The sequence below is a fragment of the Vibrio sp. CAU 1672 genome (genome assembly GCF_029223195.1).
Classification (GTDB): Bacteria; Pseudomonadota; Gammaproteobacteria; order Enterobacterales; family Vibrionaceae; genus Vibrio.
Map to the genome: position 1 here is coordinate 442549 of NZ_JARHUF010000001.1, position 17295 is coordinate 459843.

17 protein-coding genes, 1 riboswitch and 1 other annotated feature are annotated in these 17295 nt (G+C 47.1%); of the genes, 5 read left to right on the forward strand and 12 right to left on the reverse strand.

The window, feature by feature from the left end:
• Window position 1 precedes the first annotated feature (1 nt).
• Complete coding sequence (hisG, locus tag P2G85_RS01955; protein ID WP_275862418.1) at window positions 2–898, reverse strand: ATP phosphoribosyltransferase; 897 nt, start codon at window positions 896–898, stop codon at window positions 2–4.
• 53 nt (window positions 899–951) lie between these two features.
• Window positions 952–1089, reverse strand: a sequence feature (His leader region).
• A 340-nt stretch (window positions 1090–1429) separates the two neighbouring features.
• On the opposite strand from hisG, the gene P2G85_RS01960 reads away from it, so the two are divergent.
• Complete coding sequence (locus tag P2G85_RS01960; RefSeq protein WP_275862419.1) at window positions 1430–2383, forward strand: sigma-54 dependent transcriptional regulator; 954 nt, start codon at window positions 1430–1432, stop codon at window positions 2381–2383.
• A gap of 547 nt (window positions 2384–2930) precedes the next feature.
• Here P2G85_RS01960 and tet(35) read toward each other — a convergent pair.
• On the reverse strand, window positions 2931–4532 hold the full coding sequence (tet(35), locus tag P2G85_RS01965) for a tetracycline efflux Na+/H+ antiporter family transporter Tet(35) (RefSeq protein ID WP_275862420.1): 1602 nt from the start codon (window positions 4530–4532) through the stop codon (window positions 2931–2933).
• Between the two features lie 111 nt (window positions 4533–4643).
• A riboswitch (Lysine riboswitch) is annotated at window positions 4644–4825 on the reverse strand.
• Between the two features lie 582 nt (window positions 4826–5407).
• Here tet(35) and P2G85_RS01970 point away from each other — a divergent pair.
• On the forward strand, window positions 5408–5815 hold the full coding sequence (locus tag P2G85_RS01970) for an H-NS family nucleoid-associated regulatory protein (RefSeq protein ID WP_275862421.1): 408 nt from the start codon (window positions 5408–5410) through the stop codon (window positions 5813–5815).
• A 107-nt stretch (window positions 5816–5922) separates the two neighbouring features.
• On the opposite strand, the gene P2G85_RS01975 is transcribed toward P2G85_RS01970, so the two are convergent.
• Window positions 5923–7227 carry an inosine/guanosine kinase gene (locus P2G85_RS01975; protein WP_275862422.1) on the reverse strand — a complete coding sequence of 435 codons (1305 nt, stop codon included), beginning with the start codon at window positions 7225–7227 and terminating at the stop codon, window positions 5923–5925.
• A 116-nt stretch (window positions 7228–7343) separates the two neighbouring features.
• On the reverse strand, window positions 7344–7613 hold the full coding sequence (locus P2G85_RS01980; protein ID WP_275862423.1) for a hypothetical protein: 270 nt from the start codon (window positions 7611–7613) through the stop codon (window positions 7344–7346).
• Between the two features lie 190 nt (window positions 7614–7803).
• On the opposite strand from P2G85_RS01980, the gene mnmA reads away from it, so the two are divergent.
• The 3 genes from mnmA to purB all read left to right on the forward strand — a co-directional run bounded on the left by mnmA (window position 7804) and on the right by purB (window position 11075).
• Window positions 7804–8928, forward strand: a complete 1125-nt coding sequence (gene mnmA / locus P2G85_RS01985) for a tRNA 2-thiouridine(34) synthase MnmA (protein ID WP_275862424.1) — start codon at window positions 7804–7806, stop codon at window positions 8926–8928.
• Between the two features lie 10 nt (window positions 8929–8938).
• Window positions 8939–9559 carry a high frequency lysogenization protein HflD gene (hflD, locus tag P2G85_RS01990; RefSeq protein ID WP_275862425.1) on the forward strand — a complete coding sequence of 207 codons (621 nt, stop codon included), beginning with the start codon at window positions 8939–8941 and terminating at the stop codon, window positions 9557–9559.
• Window positions 9560–9704: 145 nt separating this feature from the next.
• Window positions 9705–11075 (forward strand): adenylosuccinate lyase, encoded by a 1371-nt coding sequence (purB, locus tag P2G85_RS01995; protein ID WP_275862426.1) that lies wholly within the window; start codon window positions 9705–9707, stop codon window positions 11073–11075.
• 78 nt (window positions 11076–11153) lie between these two features.
• Here purB and P2G85_RS02000 read toward each other — a convergent pair whose 3' ends face one another.
• From P2G85_RS02000 to P2G85_RS02035, 8 genes are read right to left on the reverse strand one after another with little or no spacing between them, the layout of a single operon-like run.
• Window positions 11154–11675, reverse strand: a complete 522-nt coding sequence (locus P2G85_RS02000) for a DUF3833 domain-containing protein (protein ID WP_275862499.1) — start codon at window positions 11673–11675, stop codon at window positions 11154–11156.
• A gap of 17 nt (window positions 11676–11692) precedes the next feature.
• Window positions 11693–12286: a chalcone isomerase family protein gene (locus tag P2G85_RS02005; RefSeq protein WP_275862427.1), complete on the reverse strand. Its 594-nt coding sequence runs from the start codon at window positions 12284–12286 to the stop codon at window positions 11693–11695.
• A complete protein-coding gene (locus tag P2G85_RS02010; RefSeq protein WP_275862428.1) occupies window positions 12246–12758 on the reverse strand; it encodes a DUF2878 domain-containing protein in 513 nt (170 codons plus the stop codon). The genes P2G85_RS02005 and P2G85_RS02010 overlap by 41 nt, the downstream gene beginning before the upstream one ends.
• A 6-nt stretch (window positions 12759–12764) precedes the next feature.
• Window positions 12765–14021, reverse strand: coding sequence for a cyclopropane-fatty-acyl-phospholipid synthase family protein (locus tag P2G85_RS02015; RefSeq protein WP_275862429.1), 1257 nt, complete (start codon window positions 14019–14021; stop codon window positions 12765–12767).
• The gene (locus P2G85_RS02020; RefSeq protein WP_275862430.1) at window positions 14015–14833 is read right to left on the reverse strand and encodes a DUF1365 family protein; all 819 of its coding nucleotides are present in this window, start codon (window positions 14831–14833) and stop codon (window positions 14015–14017) included. Before P2G85_RS02020 ends, P2G85_RS02015 begins: the two co-directional genes overlap by 7 nt.
• On the reverse strand, window positions 14823–16115 hold the full coding sequence (locus P2G85_RS02025; protein ID WP_275862431.1) for an NAD(P)/FAD-dependent oxidoreductase: 1293 nt from the start codon (window positions 16113–16115) through the stop codon (window positions 14823–14825). Before P2G85_RS02025 ends, P2G85_RS02020 begins: the two co-directional genes overlap by 11 nt.
• Window positions 16116–16145: 30 nt before the next feature.
• Window positions 16146–16871, reverse strand: a complete 726-nt coding sequence (locus P2G85_RS02030; protein WP_275862432.1) for an SDR family oxidoreductase — start codon at window positions 16869–16871, stop codon at window positions 16146–16148.
• A complete protein-coding gene (locus P2G85_RS02035) occupies window positions 16868–17287 on the reverse strand; it encodes a nuclear transport factor 2 family protein (RefSeq protein ID WP_275862433.1) in 420 nt (139 codons plus the stop codon). Before P2G85_RS02035 ends, P2G85_RS02030 begins: the two co-directional genes overlap by 4 nt.
• Window positions 17288–17295 lie beyond the last annotated feature (8 nt).

Here is a 17295-nt window from a genome sequence, read left to right on the forward strand (position 1 = left end):
ATTACTCCATCATTTTTTCAATTGGCAGCACTAAAATGGAACTCGCGCCCAGATCTTTAAGTTGTTCCATGGTTTCCCAGAACAGATTTTCAGTACTGACCAGGTGAACGGCAACTTTTTGCTTGTCGGCTGAAAGGGGCAATACGGTTGGATCTTCCGCCCCCGGAAGCAATGCTTTGATCTGGTCTAGCTTCTCCGCGGGTGCGTGCAGCATGATGTATTTCGACTCTTTTGCCTGCTGAACGCCCTGCATACGGGTGAGAAGTTTTTCGATCAAAGCTTGCTTATCCGCATCAAACTCACCGGTGCGTTGAATCAAAGTCGCTTTTGAGCGGAAAATCACTTCGGCTTCTTTCAGGCCATTCGCTTCCAGCGTCGCTCCCGTCGAAACCAAATCAGCAATCGCATCAGCAAGACCCGCACGCGGGGCAACTTCTACCGAGCCAGTCAGCATACAGGTTGAGAAAGGCACACCGGCGTTATCCATGTACGCCTTAAGTAAGTGCGGATAGGTAGTGGCGATGCGCTTACCGGCCAGATCCTGAGGACCGTTGTACTGTTCATCTTTGTCGATGGCAATCGACAGTCGGCAGCCACCGAAATCCAGGCGGCGCAACTGAACAAACTCACACGGTTCACCCAATGCTTTTCGGTCAAGGCGAACTTCTTCCAGCTCATTCTCACCGATAAAGCCAAGGTCAACGACCCCATCCATGATCAAACCTGGGATATCGTCATCACGGACGAGAAGTAAGTCAATCGGCATATTTTCTGAGTGAACAACCAAGCGTTCGCCCATCACATTAAACTTTACGCCGCATTTTTTAAGCAGAGCCTGGCTCTCTTTACTTAAGCGACCTTTTTTTTGAATGGCTATTCTTAGGCGTTGTGTCTGCATTGCGTTATCCCTGTGCATGATTCTGATATATAAGAATTTGTAAAATGGTTAAAACTAAAAAACCCTCGGGAGAAGTTGGTCTCCCGAGGGTTTTAAATCTGAATTTGATCGATTTTAACCGCCGGGAGTTTCCTGCCTCCCGGGTATGCGCGCATCTCCCGAAAGACTAAACTGGGTGATGATGGTGATGAATATTCATTACGAAATTGCGCATACTTATTAATAACTTCTGTTTGTTAGCTGTTAGAACCACACTAACCAAGCTTGGTTTTTTTTGCAACAGGAAATTTTCACTTCCGCCCCAAAAATATGGTAAGACGCTGATTTTTAACAACTAAAAAATCATCAACTTTACAATCGTCACCAGATTAACGCCAAAACCACCTGAAAAATCAAACACAGCCGTTATCAACAACTAACCATGATAGCCGTTGCCTTTAAGTTGCATTCTCATTTTCAAGACACGGGTTTAAGGTTGAGCTTGTCCATTCACGGCTATTCTTTAGATGGGGAAGGAAACAAAGACTAACTATGGCCACTTATAAAACTGGAGCGAAGCTATCTCTGGCGGTTAGTGACAAAGAACTGTTTCCACTGGTTGGTGACAGCACTTGCATGAAAGAGCTTCGCAACTCACTGAAAAAATATGCAACATGCGACGCTGAAGTTCTCATTCAAGGTGAGACGGGCGTAGGTAAAGGCCTGTGCGCCAATATTATCCATCAGCTTTCCAGTCGCAAGCAGTACCCATTCGTTGAAGTAAACTGCGGGGCAATACCTGGCGGACTGATTGCGTCAGAACTGTTTGGCCACGAAAAAGGCGCATTCACCGGTGCAATTACTGACCGGGTCGGTTTTATCCAGAGAGCAAATCACGGCACCTTATTTCTGGATGAGATTGGTGACATGCCCGCCGACCTGCAAATTCACTTACTGCATTTTTTAGAAAGCAAACAAATCCAACGCCTTGGCTCTGACAGTATTACTCAAGTGGATTGTCGGATCATCGCTGCCAGCCACGTCGATTTAAAATCAGAAGTGATTCAGGGTGGTTTTCGCCAGGATCTGTATTATCGCCTGAATATTCTACCACTGGCCATTCCCCCTCTGCGTATGAGAGGTCAGGACATCCTGATGCTGGCTGATTTCTTCTTAACCGACCTGGCTAAAGGAGAGCGGGTAAAAATCTCTAAAGAGGCCCAAGAGAAATTACGCAAACATGCCTGGCCGGGCAACGTCCGGGAATTACGTAATGTCATACAAAGAGCACTGGTTATGTGTGAAAAGGGCGTCATATCGGCAGCAGATTTGGGCATAGATAGTCTGGAACGCAACACCATTCCGGTGGCCGAACAAATCGATCTGGATTACTTGCTACAAGCGATAGAAGAAAACAAGCACAACATGAGCGCTGCCGCAAGACAGTTAGGGATCTCCCGAACTACGCTGTACCGATTGATTAAGAAGTACAACCTGAGCACCTGACCCGGCTGTCCACATGTCATGTTACAGTGTGTATCACTGGTGTTTATAGAAATCATCACTTTAGCTCATCCAACCATCATCACCGTCATCTGACCCTTTTACTTTCAATAACTTAAAAATGGCATAAGGCTTGCTATAGTAAGCTTTGCTGTAGATAGTTTTGATGTAAACGGGAGCGTGTATGTACTATTGGAAACGCTCTGTCCCATACACAAACCATTCAGGAGGAACTTTGCCGTCAGGCAACGATGATAAGGAAAGTTAGCAACGCCAACCTAGCGATCCTGGCGTTTGCGTATCAACGATGGTATCCCCTATCCTGCCATGCCCCTGGCAGATAGCGTGGACAATTCACACCGCTATGATGGGTCTAGTGCCCATCAACCTACCATCGGTGGCGGCAGCCCCTGATGGTTTGAATAACGATGCCCTCATTGTTATTCGTCCTCAGTTCGCGATTGTCCTTCCCCATCAAATCGCGTCTAAAAAAAGCTCCGCTTTTTCAAGCGGAGCTTCCTTCTATAGATTAGCTTTAGGTTAAAATGCGTTAAGCACTCTGGTAAGCGTTTCTTTTCGATTTAGAAACCCAGGACAATACTGCGCAAACAAGCACAAAAGCAACAAAAGCAGCAGCGAATGAAAGCGAAATGGATGTCGTCATACCCAACACAACAAAGCCAACACACGATACCAACGCAACCGATAATGCATATGGCAGCTGAGTAGACACGTGGTCAATGTGGTTACAACGAGCCCCCGTTGATGACAAGATCGTGGTGTCTGAGATAGGCGAGCAGTGATCGCCAAACACAGAGCCAGCCAGCACAGAGCTCAACATCGGCAGCATCAGTGCCAGGTCAGTGGCCCCGGCCATATCGCCGGCGATAGGTAACATAATACCAAATGTGCCCCAGGACGTACCTGTAGAGAACGCCATTAGACCAGAAAGCAGGAACAGAATCACCGGCAGCCAATGTGCATTAATATTACCTTGTGCCAGGGTAGACAAATAAGAGCCCGTTTTCATGTCACCAATGACTGAGCCAATCGTCCAGGCAAACACCAGGATTAAGATAGCACCGAACATCGATTTAGCACCGATCCAAAGTGTGCGCACAATTTCGTTCACGGCAATACCTTGCTTGATCACAGTAAACATTGCCACTGCCAGACCAAGCAAACTACCGTAGATCAGCGACATGCCAACGTCAGTGTTTTCAAATGCACCCAACAGGCTGAAGGCCTGGCCGTCGGCTGCCAGAGCCTGACCGCCGGTGTAGAGCATCGAAGCAACGGTGGCGATGATCAGTGTCACAATCGGAAGGACAAGATCGGAAACGTGGCCTTTACCGCTCTCGTGGATGTCGAGCTCTTCATTCAGTTCGTGGGCTTCCTGCAGGTCATTTTCTTGATCTTTGTCGAAACCACGCCCCTGAGAGGCAGCGATTTCATGCTCACGCATTTTACCAACATCCAAACCAAACCAAACCACAGCAAACACCATCAATAAGGCGAACACTGCATAAAAGTTCATTGGAATTAGGCGCACATATGCACCTAAAGCAGAATACTCAGTAATACCATGAGAGACCAGAATACCGCCAATAATGGTAATGATGTAGGCACCCCAGCTCGAAGCGGGCATGATCACACACATTGGAGCAGCGGTAGAATCAAGAATATAAGCTAGCTTAGAGCGAGAGACATAGAAGCGATCGGTTACCGGACGAGAAATTGCCCCCACCGCAAGACTGTTGAAGTAGTCATCAACAAAAATAAATACGCCCAAAAAAGCCGCTAGTAATTTCGAGCCACGCTTACTCTTAACGCGAGTCTGAGCCCACTCAGCAAACGCACGGGTACCACCCGATAAGGTAAGCAACGCCGTTGTCATGCCCAGTAAGATGAGGAAAGCAACGATACTCATGTTCCAGCTATTGATCCCACCATCTTCAACGAAAACAGAGGAAACCTGAGCGGTAACGTAACTGGCCGCACTACCAACGGACCAATCATTAAGCAGTACCGCACCTAACACGATACCTACGCCGAGAGAAATCAAAACACGTCGAGTCAAAATTGCCAGTGTCAATGCGACAATCGGTGGCAATAGGGAAACCGGAGAATTAGCAAAATCTATTAAATTCATGATCTTCAAAAACCAAAGTTTGGCTAGAGATCTACTGCAGACAAGTCACGCAACACCATTGATACGTGCTCATGTTGAACTTAGCGACAGGGAAGCGAACACTCCACCCAACCCTACAGTAGCGCTCCATAGTTTAATGTAAATAAGACTATGGCAGTGTTGTTCCTTTCGGAGACAACCCCAGCAAGGTGCTTTGATCAGGCAACTTACTTCGGCAGACACGCCTTTCACTATTATTCATTGGCATCACCCCAATAATAGCTACTCTTCGAGCCTGCGCCTCTACGGCAATAACGCATAACCAACTATATACTGGATAAATCAGCAACAGATTGTCTGCTGTATTGCATCAGGTACTAGGTATTGTACGCATGACCCCCTCCAATGCAACACATTAGCCCGAATTAATTATTAATCTGTCAACACTATGGTTTAAATTTGTTCGATTAGCACACTTAGCATACGCAACTAACAGCACTGTAACTAATGTAAATAAAACGACATCAGCCTTGATAAGCACATTTCATTAAACAGCCTATTCTGTTGGTTGTACCCCATTTCCATTATTGCTGATAAGGTCTTTGCAAATATTACCTATTTTACCTCATATGAATATTGGCGAAATTAATGTGTCACTCTGCTTCTATACAACTAGGCCCACATTTTTGAGAAATTTGAGTAAATTTTCATATCGAAATGCTTATAAAACCATTTTTCGCACTTAATTTCGGATAATATTAGAAAGCAATCACAATTAGTATTTGCACAATCAGCGGTTATAACGTTAAATATAAGGACTTTATATCTATATTTGTTTGTCTAAATAGTGGCAACAGATTATTACAAATTAACCAGTCACATGAATAGGAAAAGTTATGTCAGAGCTGACTAAAACACTTCTTAATATCCGTAGCCTTCGTGCGTTTTCTCGTGAGCTGACTCTAGAGCAATTGGAAGAAGCTCTAGATAAACTAACCGCCGTTGTTGAAGAGCGTAAAGAAGCAGAAGAAGCAGAACGCGCAGCGCAAGCTGAACAAGAAGCTAAATTGGCTGCTATCGCAGAAAAAATCTCTCAAGATGGTATCGATGTTGAAGCGTTAATTAATGCGCTTTCAGGTGAAACCAAAACCAAAGCAAAAGCCAAACGAGCTCCTCGTCCGGCAAAATACAAATACGTCGATACAAATGGTGTTGAGAAAACCTGGACAGGTCAAGGCCGTACACCTTCAGCTATTCAAGAGCAACTAGATGCCGGTAAATCACTAGACGATTTTCTTATCTAAGATTGCATAATAAAAGGCGCCCAATCGGCGCCTTTTTGTTTACTAAATAAAAATGGCGTGTTTAACAACACGCCATTTTAATAAACCGGTCGGACTGACAACCTTTGTTACCTTTCCCAATATGCCTCTTCTAAGCTGTCTTCGCGCTCGGGAAGACCACGCGAAAGGCGTGGTGAGTGCTGAACAAGAACTTCGTAGCTTGCTCGATTAGCATATTTACACACTTGCGAGAATGAAGAGTAGGTTAAATACTCGTAAGAATGCTTACTTGAGTTTGGTACATTCTCTCGGTGATATTTATTGGCCGCCATATCGTGCAGCACCGCGGATAATGCCGCATCCCCGGCACCATTAGTGTTTTTAATTTTCTCCGGTCCGCCCATGTAAGGAGAAATATGTGAATAAACTTTAATTGGGTTTTCACATGCCTCTTTTTTCGCCGGACGGCTAAACTCATAACGGTTAAACTCAGCAATTGAGCCTGGCAGTAACGGCAAAGACGTTTCTCGCTTAGCACTATCCTCAGTATACCCTGCCATAAATAACCCCACCGGACCCGCAGTACATAATACCATATCGGCCCAGTCCAGCGTTTTATCTGATGCCGCCAGCGGATCGGACTCACCAGTCAACGCTTCTGCTTCATCTTCATTCATCGCCACGACAGAAACATGGTCACGAATAAAGGCTTGCCAGAACTGGGGATCGTCTTGAATAACAAACTTGGTACCCAGAGTGAGAACCACCGGCACATCATGTTGTTTGGCATACTCAATGGCTTTCATTGTCGCATCTGGCATCGGGTCACCCGGTTTACAACGTACCAGATACGCGGTGATGACTAACGCCGAAGCGGTTTCAAAAATCTTTTCCGGAATACTTTCAGGATGAAGTTGGTTCATTTTACCTTCACTGATGGCGAAAGTACGTTCACCATCTTCAGTAATAAGCGCAAAACAGCGGCCAACAGCCCCATCTACCCCTTGAAGATAATTAAGATCCATGCGGCTTGAGGTATTACACAAATAACGGTAACCATAGCTACCAATTTTAATGTCCTGGCTCATCACGCCCAGCAATGTAGAGCGATCATCGGCAAGAACAGAATAATTGTGCAACGTATTACCAATCGTGCCCCCGGCATATTCATTGGTGATCAGGTTTTCTTCTTTTAATTGCAGATACAGCGCTTCTGCCTTGACATCATCAATGACCAGGGAGTGCCCCTTACTCAAACCGAATTTTTCAATCACATCTGTCGTCACTTTGGCTTCAATATCCACCAGCGTCTGATCAATACCGATAATGTGCGTGCGCGCCATCTTCTTGCTTTCTTGCGCTTGGCTCACCAAAGGGTCGCGAGCATGAACAGGAAAATAGTGCTTCGATTTACGTTGTCCAGGAAATTTCATATTGTAAGTCTGAGTAAGGGATGAAAAGGAGAACGGATTCTATACTGCTGCCAATCCAGCGGCAATAAAAGCTAGTATAGCAAACGTTTGCCGGGTGCTTTTTTATCAATCCTGGCTTATTCACCTTCCATAAAGCTTAAATCCGGCAACCGATCCAGATGTTCACTGTAACGTTTGAGGTTAAACTCACCCTGGTTTTTCATCACATCGAAAATCTCAATAGAAACTGCGCACGCCATCATTGCTACCGCATCTTCACGGGGCGTTCCGGTCATCACCAGCCGCATTAGGGTTTCCTTCACTTTTACCGGGTTACCATCTTCAAGCTGATTCTCAATAATTTCTATCAGCTCAGCCTCTTGCATAAACTGGGTTTCATCCGTCATTTACTTTCTCCTCTTGGATTTTGGCCAACTATGCCATATATACCCTGTCTATACTTATCGATTTTTCACAGATACGTGTTTTTTGGTGTGTTTTTAATCAAAAACAAATTGTGATTTCGATCTCGGATCTGTCCCCGGTTTGTGGTTTCTGTTAGAATCTGCGTCCTGTTAATTTAAGTGGTGTTTAGTAATGTCTGATAACAGCCAAAAGAAAGTCATCGTCGGTATGTCCGGCGGCGTTGATTCATCTGTTTCTGCGTATCTTCTCAAGCAGCAAGGCTACCAAGTAGAAGGCCTGTTTATGAAGAACTGGGAAGAAGACGACAACGAAGAATATTGCACAGCAGCAGAAGACCTCGCCGATGCTCAGGCAGTATGTGACAAACTCGGCATCCATCTACACACCATTAACTTTGCTGCAGAATACTGGGATAACGTATTTGAGTACTTCCTTGCTGAATACAAAGCCGGCCGTACGCCAAACCCAGACATTCTTTGTAACAAAGAAATTAAGTTTAAAGCCTTCCTTGAGTTCGCCGATGAAGTTCTGGATGCAGACTACATTGCAATGGGTCACTACGTACGTCGTTCTTTCCCGGAAAGTGGTGAGAAACCTCAGATGCTACGAGGCCTGGATAGCAACAAAGACCAAAGCTACTTCCTTTATACGCTCAGCCATGAACAAGTTGCCCGCAGCCTGTTCCCTGTTGGTGACTTAGAGAAGCCGGAAGTTCGCCGTATCGCAGAAGAGCAAGGTTTAGTTACGGCGAAGAAAAAAGACTCAACCGGTATCTGCTTTATCGGAGAGCGCAAGTTTACCGACTTCCTTGGCCGTTACCTACCCGCTCAGCCAGGCGACATCGAAACACCTGAAGGTGAAGTGATCGGCCAGCACCAGGGCCTGATGTACCACACACTAGGCCAGCGCAAAGGTCTCCATATCGGCGGTCGCAAAGGTGGTGGCGGTAACGAAGATCCGTGGTTCGTTGGAGATAAAGATCTTAAACGTAACGTTTTAATCGCCGTACAAGGCAAAGATCATCCAATGCTGAAATCAGAAGGTCTACTTGCATCACAACTTCACTGGGTTGATCGTGAGCCGATTCGCGATGTTATGAAGTGCACAGTGAAAACACGTTACCGTCAACAAGATATTCCTTGTACAATCATCCCTATCGATGATGACAACATTAAAGTTATCTTCGACGAACCTCAAATCGCAGTGACTCCGGGTCAGTCTGCGGTGTTTTATCAAAGTGACGTGTGCTTAGGTGGTGGCATCATCGAGCAGCGCATTAAATATTCTCAAGCTTAGGAGTCGTTACGTGGCGAACACACTTTATGACCGTACTATTGCTTTTGCCGGTATTTGTCAGGCCGTGGCGTTGGTTCAGCAGGTTGCGCGAGACGGTCATTGTGATCAAGATGCCTTTGAAACGTCAATCAAGGCCATTTTGAATACTAATCCAGCCAACACCGCCAGTGTTTTTGGCCATGAAGCCAACCTAAAACTGGGCCTGGAATGCTTGGTAAAGGGCATTGACAGCACACCTGCCGGCAGCGAGATCACCCGCTACATCATTAGTTTAATGGCTTTAGAGCGTAAGCTTACCGGTCGCAATGATGCCATGTCGCAGCTTGGCGATCGTATCCAAATGGCACAACGCCAAACGGATCACTTTGAACTGCTCGATGAACAGATGATCAGCAACCTGGCCAGTATTTACCTCGATGTGGTGAGCCCGATTGGTCCTCGTATTCAGGTAACCGGAACCCCATCGGTACTGCAACAGACCTCAAACCAGCATAAAGTGCGGGCGCTGTTGTTATCCGGTATTCGCAGTGCGGTACTCTGGCGCCAGGTTGGCGGTAAGCGTCGCCACTTAATCTTCGGACGCAAGAAGATGGTTGAACAGGCACAAATCCTGTTAGCCAGAATGGCATAAATCCAGCAGCTAGCTCGCGTTTACCGCGAGCTAATTTTTTGACTAACACCAATCTCGCGCAAACGTTTGCGCAATATTCGTGACAATTGCCACAGTTATTGGTATAAAGCTCACGAAATTTAGAAACCCAATTCAGGAGAACATCATGGAACTGTCAGCATTGACTGCTGTTTCACCAGTAGACGGCCGTTACGGAAGCAAGACAATTGCGTTACGCGAAATTTTCAGTGAATACGGTCTACTAAAGTACCGTACTATCGTTGAAATCCGCTGGCTACAAAAGCTTGCTGCTACTGCTGAAATTGCAGAAGTGCCAGCGTTTAGCGCAGAAGCAAACCAATTCCTAGACGACCTTGCTGCAAACTTCTCTGAAGAAGATGCACGCCGAATCAAAGAGATCGAGCGTACAACTAACCACGACGTAAAAGCGGTTGAGTACTTCCTAAAAGAGAAAGTAGCAGACGTTCCTGAACTGCACGCAGTAAACGAGTTCTTCCACTTTGCATGTACTTCTGAAGACATCAACAACACTTCACACGCTCTTATGCTTAAAGAAGCGCGTGAGAACGTGATTCTTCCAGAAATCCGTAACCTAATCGACGCTATCAAAGCGCTAGCAGTGGAATACCGCGACATTCCTCTTCTATCTCGTACACACGGTCAGCCAGCTTCTCCATCAACAATGGGTAAAGAAATGGCAAACGTGGCGTACCGTATGGAGCGTCAATTCAAGCAAATCGAAAACGTTGAGATCCTAGCGAAAATCAACGGTGCAGTAGGTAACTACAACGCACACCTTTCAGCTTACCCAGAGCTAGATTGGCACAAGTTCTCTGAAGAGTTCATTACCGAGTCTCTAGGTGTAACTTGGAACCCTTACACAACTCAGATCGAACCGCACGATTACATCGCTGAGCTGTTCGACGCGGTTGCGCGTTTCAACACTATCCTGATTGACTTCGACCGTGACGTTTGGGGTTACATCGCACTAGGTCACTTCAAGCAAAAAACCATTGCTGGTGAGATTGGTTCTTCAACAATGCCTCACAAAGTTAACCCAATCGACTTTGAAAACTCAGAAGGTAACCTAGGTCTTGCGAACGCTGTGTTCGGTCACCTAGCACAGAAACTGCCTATCTCTCGTTGGCAACGTGACCTAACTGACTCAACAGTTCTACGTAACCTTGGTGTTGGTGTTGGCTACGCAATTATCGCTTACACTTCTACGCTTAAAGGCATCAGCAAGCTAGAAGTAAACCGCGAAGCACTTCTTGCTGAACTAGACAAGAACTGGGAAGTACTAGCAGAACCAGTACAAACAGTAATGCGTCGTTACGGCATCGAGAAGCCTTACGAGAAGCTAAAAGAGCTGACTCGTGGTAAGCGTGTAGACGGCGAAGCAATGCGTCACTTCATCGATGGTCTTGAGCTTCCTGAGCACGAGAAAGCACGTCTGAAAGAGATGACGCCAGCGAACTACATCGGTCAGGCCATCGAGCTGACTGACAAGCTGTAATCACTGAGTGATAAACTGAAAATGCATAAGGTTGACGCGAACGCGTCAACTTTTTTATTTTGGCGTCGATAACCGTATTTAAGGCTGTTTTTGAAAGAACAAGGTTATCGTTCCGACCTCGACACCAAACTTCTTAATCTTAGTCAGGTTAAACACGTGCATCTCATCCTGGCGATAAAGCCAGTCATCAAAGGCAACCGTGATACTCGACTCATCCAACTGTAGGTTAAAGTCGTATTGCCATTGCAGTGCGTTACCTTGTTCTTTGCCCGTCGCAACACCAATGATGTCGTCGGCTTTCCCCCTGTAGCTGCCGTCTTCTAACCTCGTGATAACCCAAATCCGCTGGTCGAGCGAACCATCATCAAACACGAAGTCTTCCACCAGCGTCAGCTCGTTACCATCAACGCTACCAACAATATCCACTTCAAAGCGGCGGGTTTGCTGCTCCGTGTAATCTTGCACCATGCCCCACGCCTTGATCTCACCGTCAAAATAACCAAACAAGTCAAAGGTTGGTGTCGCCGCCCGGTAGTTAGCGATATCAGCAGAACAAGCCCCTAGCAAGGCTGCGGCTGCAATCACCGACACTTTTATCATTCGCTTTACTATTTTCACTACCTCACCTGCCCAATCAGTTGTTTGCGAAGTTTAGGAAACTCCGTTTGTGGTGATAACCAAATAGAGAGAAACGCATCATTAAGTCGTTCATCTTTTACGTACCCAACCGTTTGATGAGGCACTCGGCCCGCCTGGCGATAAATAAGTTGTCCTGTTTTACCGTCAGTGAGATACGTCAGCTCATCACCCTTCTTAATATTGGGGAGCATGGTATTAAGCTCGGAAATCCACTGCCGACGATAAGGCTGAGTAAAGCCGAGCTTTTGCCATTGCTCATCGGTCACATCGAGCAGTTGCTCTTTACTGATGTCACGCTGATAGTTGATTTCGAGCGCAAAGGGATGAGGAGAAACGTCACTCGAGACGGTGTACTGGCCATCCGGGGTTTTTAGGCGAGATTTATAGATATCAAAGATGAACCACGTAAGTTGAGCTTCCCCTACCGTCTGCCAATGTTGCCAACTGCTTGTATCTGCTGTGATACGCGCACCCGCAACATTATGAGCTTGCAAAGGCACGGCACACAACAGCGAAACTGCCATCACACCATTAGTCAGCTTCCGTTTCCAATTTCTCTTCAACCCTTTCATTTGCGTATACCCTGAGTATCAATAGCATCATCGCGCACCACTCAACGAATAAAAGCGCCAGAGTCGTACTCATGCTGAATCCAAATTCAACGGCTTGGAATTTATAACCAGCGAAGTAGCTCACTGTTCCTCCGAGACCGCCTACTATTGATACGTAGGTTTTGGGAAAACGGTACAAAATTGACTTTAGTTGGTAAGCATACCAGGAGAACAGAACCCATAAGCACAAGAGCCAAACAGGTAACCATTGCGTCGGGAAGATGAATACAGAAAATTGTTGGTTGAGGGTTTCGAGCACCAGCCCCGTCGTTACGATACTGGCGATACTCTTTAACGAAGAACGGTCCGTTTTCCAGCAATACACGACGGTCGCAAGGGTCAGCAATAAAGTCAGCCACTGCCACTGATAGGTTCCAAGCACCGCTGCAAACCAGATGAGTTGGAACCATGTCGATGCAATAAACACTCTCATAACAAACTACGGACGCTGAAACGTCATGTGAACCGCGCTGATAGTGCGAGCAAGGAAACCACCTTCACAGTAACTTAGGTAGTAACGCCACATGCGAACAAAACGGTCGTCATAGCCAAACGAACGAACTTCGCTTTCCGCCTGATTGAAACGGTAGTGCCATTCACTAAGCGTTTTGGCGTAATCAAGGCCAATATCGAACAGATCACGCACCACTAAGTCACTGTGCTTAGTAGTGGCTTGGGTTAACGAAGTGACCGAAGGCAGAAATCCCCCCGGGAAAATGTACTTCTGAATAAAATCAACGTTATTGCTGTAGTACTCATAACGCTGATCCGCAATCGTGATCGCCTGAATAGCCATTAAACCACCCGGCTTGAGCAGTGACTCACACACCTTTATATACGATGGCAGGAACTGTTTGCCGACCGCTTCAATCATCTCTATCGAAACCAACTTATCGTAGTTGCCCTCAAGGTTACGGTAGTCCTCTTTCAACAGGGTGATCTTATCCGACAAACCACGCGCTTCGATTTGCTGCTCAGCGTACGCATACTGCTGGTCAGAAATGGTGGTCGTGGTTACCCGGCAGCCGTACTGCTCTGCCATGTAGATTGCCATTGCGCCCCAACCGGTACCAATTTCAATCACGTGGTCTGTCGGTTTTAGCTCAAGCTGCTGACACAAGCGATCCATTTTATTGATTTGCGCTTGCTCCAGGGAGTCGCTGTCTTGATGGTAAACTGCCGATGAGTAAAGCATATTGGTATCAAGAAAAGCTTCATAGAGATCGTTGCCCAAGTCATAGTGGGCGTGGATGTTCTTACGTGAGTTCTCTTGTGAGTTACGCTTCGACCGGTGGCTAACCTTATACAAAAGCTTAGTGAGCCAACTGCCCTGCTCTTCAAGCTGGTCAAGAGCGCGCAGGTTGAGGGCCATCAGCCTCATCAATGCGGTAAGGTCGGGACTGTCCCACCAGCCGTCCATATAGGCTTCGCCCGCTGCAATACTCCCGCCCTGCAAAATACGCGAGTAAAAACCCGGGTGCTTGACCTCAATCGTTGCGACAACCGGTTCGCCGTTGTAATCACCGTTCGGTGTGGAGAATCTCTCACTGCGCTCGGTCGTTTCTGTTTTGAAACTTTCGATGACCGTCAGGCAGCCGATTTCCATTTTGTGCAGACACTGAAAAATAACGCCGCGAGCCGCTTTTTGGGTCGTGGTCAGGACACGGGGCATTGCCATAGAAGTGGTATTTAACATGCAGAATTCTCCTTCTGTTTGTTATTTTTCTCGTCTTTCAGCGCTTTTACATCTTTCACCTCAACGGGTTGGCTGTATTTGGGGTGAGAATAAAAAGGTGCCCCTTTAAGCCAGAGTTTCAGTGCGTGCCAGTAAATGTCGATCATGATTTTTACCGTTTGCATCGGTGTTACCAGCAAACATCTCAGCAGGTTTTTACTTGTTAGTTCATGTGCTTTCATAGCCATGGTGGCATCAAAATGTTTCTCACCTTTGTGGCATTCCAGATGAATACTCAGCTTGCCTGTCAGCGGTTTAAGCTTCCACTTATAAAGCTGGTCGATTGGGTTAAACGGCGATACATGAAATGCCTTGTCCTGCTCCCAACCAAATTGTTCATCATTCTGGTTTGCGGCGACTGCGTAGTAATGACGTTCATTCCATGGTGTGTTACTCACTTCAGCAAGCAGGTATTGCCACTCTCCCGCATGATTGTAAACGTAGTAGAAATTCACCGGACTGAAGTAAAGCCCGAGATAACGCAGATGACATACCGCAATCACTTTGCCGGTACAGCGAACACCAGTGATCTCGGCGACCTTATCTTGCACCGCCGTTTTTAGATCCCCTTCTCCGACATAGTCACTGCGCTTGAATCGCGCCCAATGCCACCAGCGCGTACCAAACCCCCATACCTTTTTTTCCAGCTCAGCAAGCTCTTCCACATCAATAGCAGGCATGAACAAAGCATAGTTCAACTCATGATTGACCGGTGTGAAGCGACGATGGCGAACATTACCTATAAAGAGTCGGCTATTCATATTACGCCGCACCCTTGTCTAAGCTGAGGCGGTTCTGCTCCCGGTGTTTGTTCTCAAGAGCCTGAACCACATCCAGAGCACTACGTACGCCGTCTTCATGAAATCCGTTATACCAATACGCCCCACAGAACCAGGTCTTCGCTACGCCTTGAATCTCACCTCTGCGCTGCTGGGCCGCAATCGATTCTGTCGTGAACACCGGGTGGTGATAGGTAAACTTACGCAGAATTTTGCCCGCATCGATTTTATCCGTGCTGTTGAGCGTTACGCAGAAGGTATGCTGTGACTGAACATGCTGCAGAATGTTCATGTTGTAGGTGAGAGAAGGAAGGTGCGTCTGCTCCTCTTCACTGCCTTCCAGGCGGTAATTCCACGATGCCCATGCGGCTTTGCGTTTTGGTAACAGGCTGGTGTCAGTGTGCAACACCACTTCATTGGCCTGATAGGTCATATCACTGAGAATTTCTTGCTCAGCAGGCATGATATCCCCCAGCATCCTGATAGCCTGATCACTGTGGCAGGCAAAAATCACCTCATCAAACCATTCCGTGTCACCATGGACCTGCACTGCAACTCCAGTGTCATCGCGAATGACGCTCTCTACCGGGCTATTCAGGCGGATCCGGTCAGCGAACCCCTTGGTGAGTGGCGGAATGTAACTGCGGGAGCCGCCTTTGATCACAAACCATTGTGGTCGGTTGGTAATGTCGAGCAAGCCATGATTCAGAAAAAAGCGCAGGAAGAACATCAGCGGAAATGAACGCATGTCTGCTAAAGTTGATGACCAGATAGCCGCGCCCATTGGCAGGATATAATTGTCACAAAAGAAGACACTGAAATGATGCTCATCGAGAAACTCTCCTAACGTCTGCACGTGAGCCGACGGCTCGTTCGCCAAGGATTTTGCCAGCTTGTTAAAGCGCAAAATCTCAAAGATAAAACGGTAAAAGTAAGGGTTTGCCCAGTTGCGCTTTTGTGCAAACAACGTCGACAGTGTGTGGCCATTGTACTCCAGTCCGTTTCCATCGTTGCGCACACTGAAGCTCATTTGGGTCGGTACCCCTTCCACGCCTATTTCGCTCATCATCTTAATGAAATGGGGATAGGTACGGTCGTTGTAAACGATAAAACCAGTGTCAATCGCATAATCTGTGCCGTCCAGATGGACATCGACAGTTGCAGTATGCCCGCCAATGTAGTCATTGGCTTCAAACAACGTAACATCATGCTGTTTGTGTAAGTAGTAACCGCAGGTCAGTCCTGAAATCCCTGTACCAATAATCGCAATCTTCATGCTCGTTCCTTGATAATGAAATACCCGTCGTTATGAGACCAGTTTTGAGGTAATCCGCGCCTGCCAACTGTATGGCAGCAGAGCCAGCAAGCGCAGAAGCGCAGTAAATCTGGTTGGAAAGTAAATATGGCTCTTGTTCGCCGCGAGCTGTTTTCGAATGGCTTTCGAAGCTTGCTCAACCGAGATGATCATCGGCATCTCAAAACTATTTTTATCGGTCAGCGGTGTTTCAACAAATCCCGGAAAAACCGTCACCACTTTGATGCCCTTGCTTTTCAAATCAACGCTGAGGCTCCGGGCAAAATAACTCACCGCCGCTTTAGACGCGCCATACGCTTCCGCACGCGGGAACGGCAGTTCCGAGGCGATCGACCCGACCACCACCACCCGCTGCCCGCGGGTAAAGTGCTTCTGACACGCTTCAATGCAATTAGCCACCCCAACCACATTCACATTAAGCACTCTGGCCAGCAACTTGGCGTCGACTCGCCCCTCATCCATATATTCACAGTCACCGGCATTGAAAATCCATGTTGCCGGTATGAACGGTAGCGTTTCCAGCGCGCTAAGTGTCTGCTCATGATCGGTAACATCGAACTGTAAAGTCGCGATGTTACTGTTGTGGTTTTTCAGCTCATTGAGCACAGCGAGGTTGCGGCCACAGGCAATAACATCATAACCACTGTCGGCGTAGTCCAGTGCCAGCCTTTTGCCAATGCCAGACGTTGCCCCGGTAATCAATACACTGTCACTCATTGCCCTAACCTCTGTTTGACCGCTTTCACCACCGCCCCCAGCAATGGCAGGTTTTCGTACAACATCTCACCCAAATCGAAGTAGTCGCGATGGTAAATCACTTTGCCATTGCTGAACTTCAAGTGTGATACCCCCTGAACCGTTATCGGCGCACCTTTTTGCAATTTAGGGTGCTGCAGATCCATCGTCCAGGTAAGAAACCCCGTATCCCCGACTTGCTGGTGCTCGTGGATAATAAAATCACAGCGCAAAACATTAGAATAAAGGGACTGAAAATAACCAGACAGCGCAGGCCAGCCCTCAAGGCGATGGGCAGCGTCTTCAAACACCACCTCCGGGTGATAGACACCTTCAAGCAAATGCAAGTTGGTCTTGCTCAGTTGCTGATAGATATTGCCAACTGACTCCACATCCATCGTCCGGA

Bases quoted from the DNA above. Each gene is read 5' to 3' on its own strand.
- P2G85_RS02030 (WP_275862432.1), bottom strand. From the start codon at position 16,871: ATGAGTGACAGTGTATTGATTACCGGGGCAACGTCTGGCATTGGCAAA.
- P2G85_RS02025 (WP_275862431.1), bottom strand. From the start codon at position 16,115: ATGAAGATTGCGATTATTGGTACAGGGATTTCAGGACTGACCTGCGGT.
- hisG (WP_275862418.1), bottom strand. From the start codon at position 898: ATGCAGACACAACGCCTAAGAATAGCCATTCAAAAAAAAGGTCGCTTA.
- mnmA (WP_275862424.1), top strand. From the start codon at position 7,804: ATGTCTGATAACAGCCAAAAGAAAGTCATCGTCGGTATGTCCGGCGGC.
- P2G85_RS01975 (WP_275862422.1), bottom strand. From the start codon at position 7,227: ATGAAATTTCCTGGACAACGTAAATCGAAGCACTATTTTCCTGTTCAT.
- P2G85_RS02015 (WP_275862429.1), bottom strand. From the start codon at position 14,021: ATGTTAAATACCACTTCTATGGCAATGCCCCGTGTCCTGACCACGACC.
- P2G85_RS02035 (WP_275862433.1), bottom strand. From the start codon at position 17,287: ATGGATGTGGAGTCAGTTGGCAATATCTATCAGCAACTGAGCAAGACC.
- P2G85_RS02010 (WP_275862428.1), bottom strand. From the start codon at position 12,758: ATGAGAGTGTTTATTGCATCGACATGGTTCCAACTCATCTGGTTTGCA.
- P2G85_RS02000 (WP_275862499.1), bottom strand. From the start codon at position 11,675: ATGATAAAAGTGTCGGTGATTGCAGCCGCAGCCTTGCTAGGGGCTTGT.
- P2G85_RS01960 (WP_275862419.1), top strand. From the start codon at position 1,430: ATGGCCACTTATAAAACTGGAGCGAAGCTATCTCTGGCGGTTAGTGAC.
- P2G85_RS02005 (WP_275862427.1), bottom strand. From the start codon at position 12,286: ATGAAAGGGTTGAAGAGAAATTGGAAACGGAAGCTGACTAATGGTGTG.
- purB (WP_275862426.1), top strand. From the start codon at position 9,705: ATGGAACTGTCAGCATTGACTGCTGTTTCACCAGTAGACGGCCGTTAC.
- P2G85_RS01970 (WP_275862421.1), top strand. From the start codon at position 5,408: ATGTCAGAGCTGACTAAAACACTTCTTAATATCCGTAGCCTTCGTGCG.
- P2G85_RS01980 (WP_275862423.1), bottom strand. From the start codon at position 7,613: ATGACGGATGAAACCCAGTTTATGCAAGAGGCTGAGCTGATAGAAATT.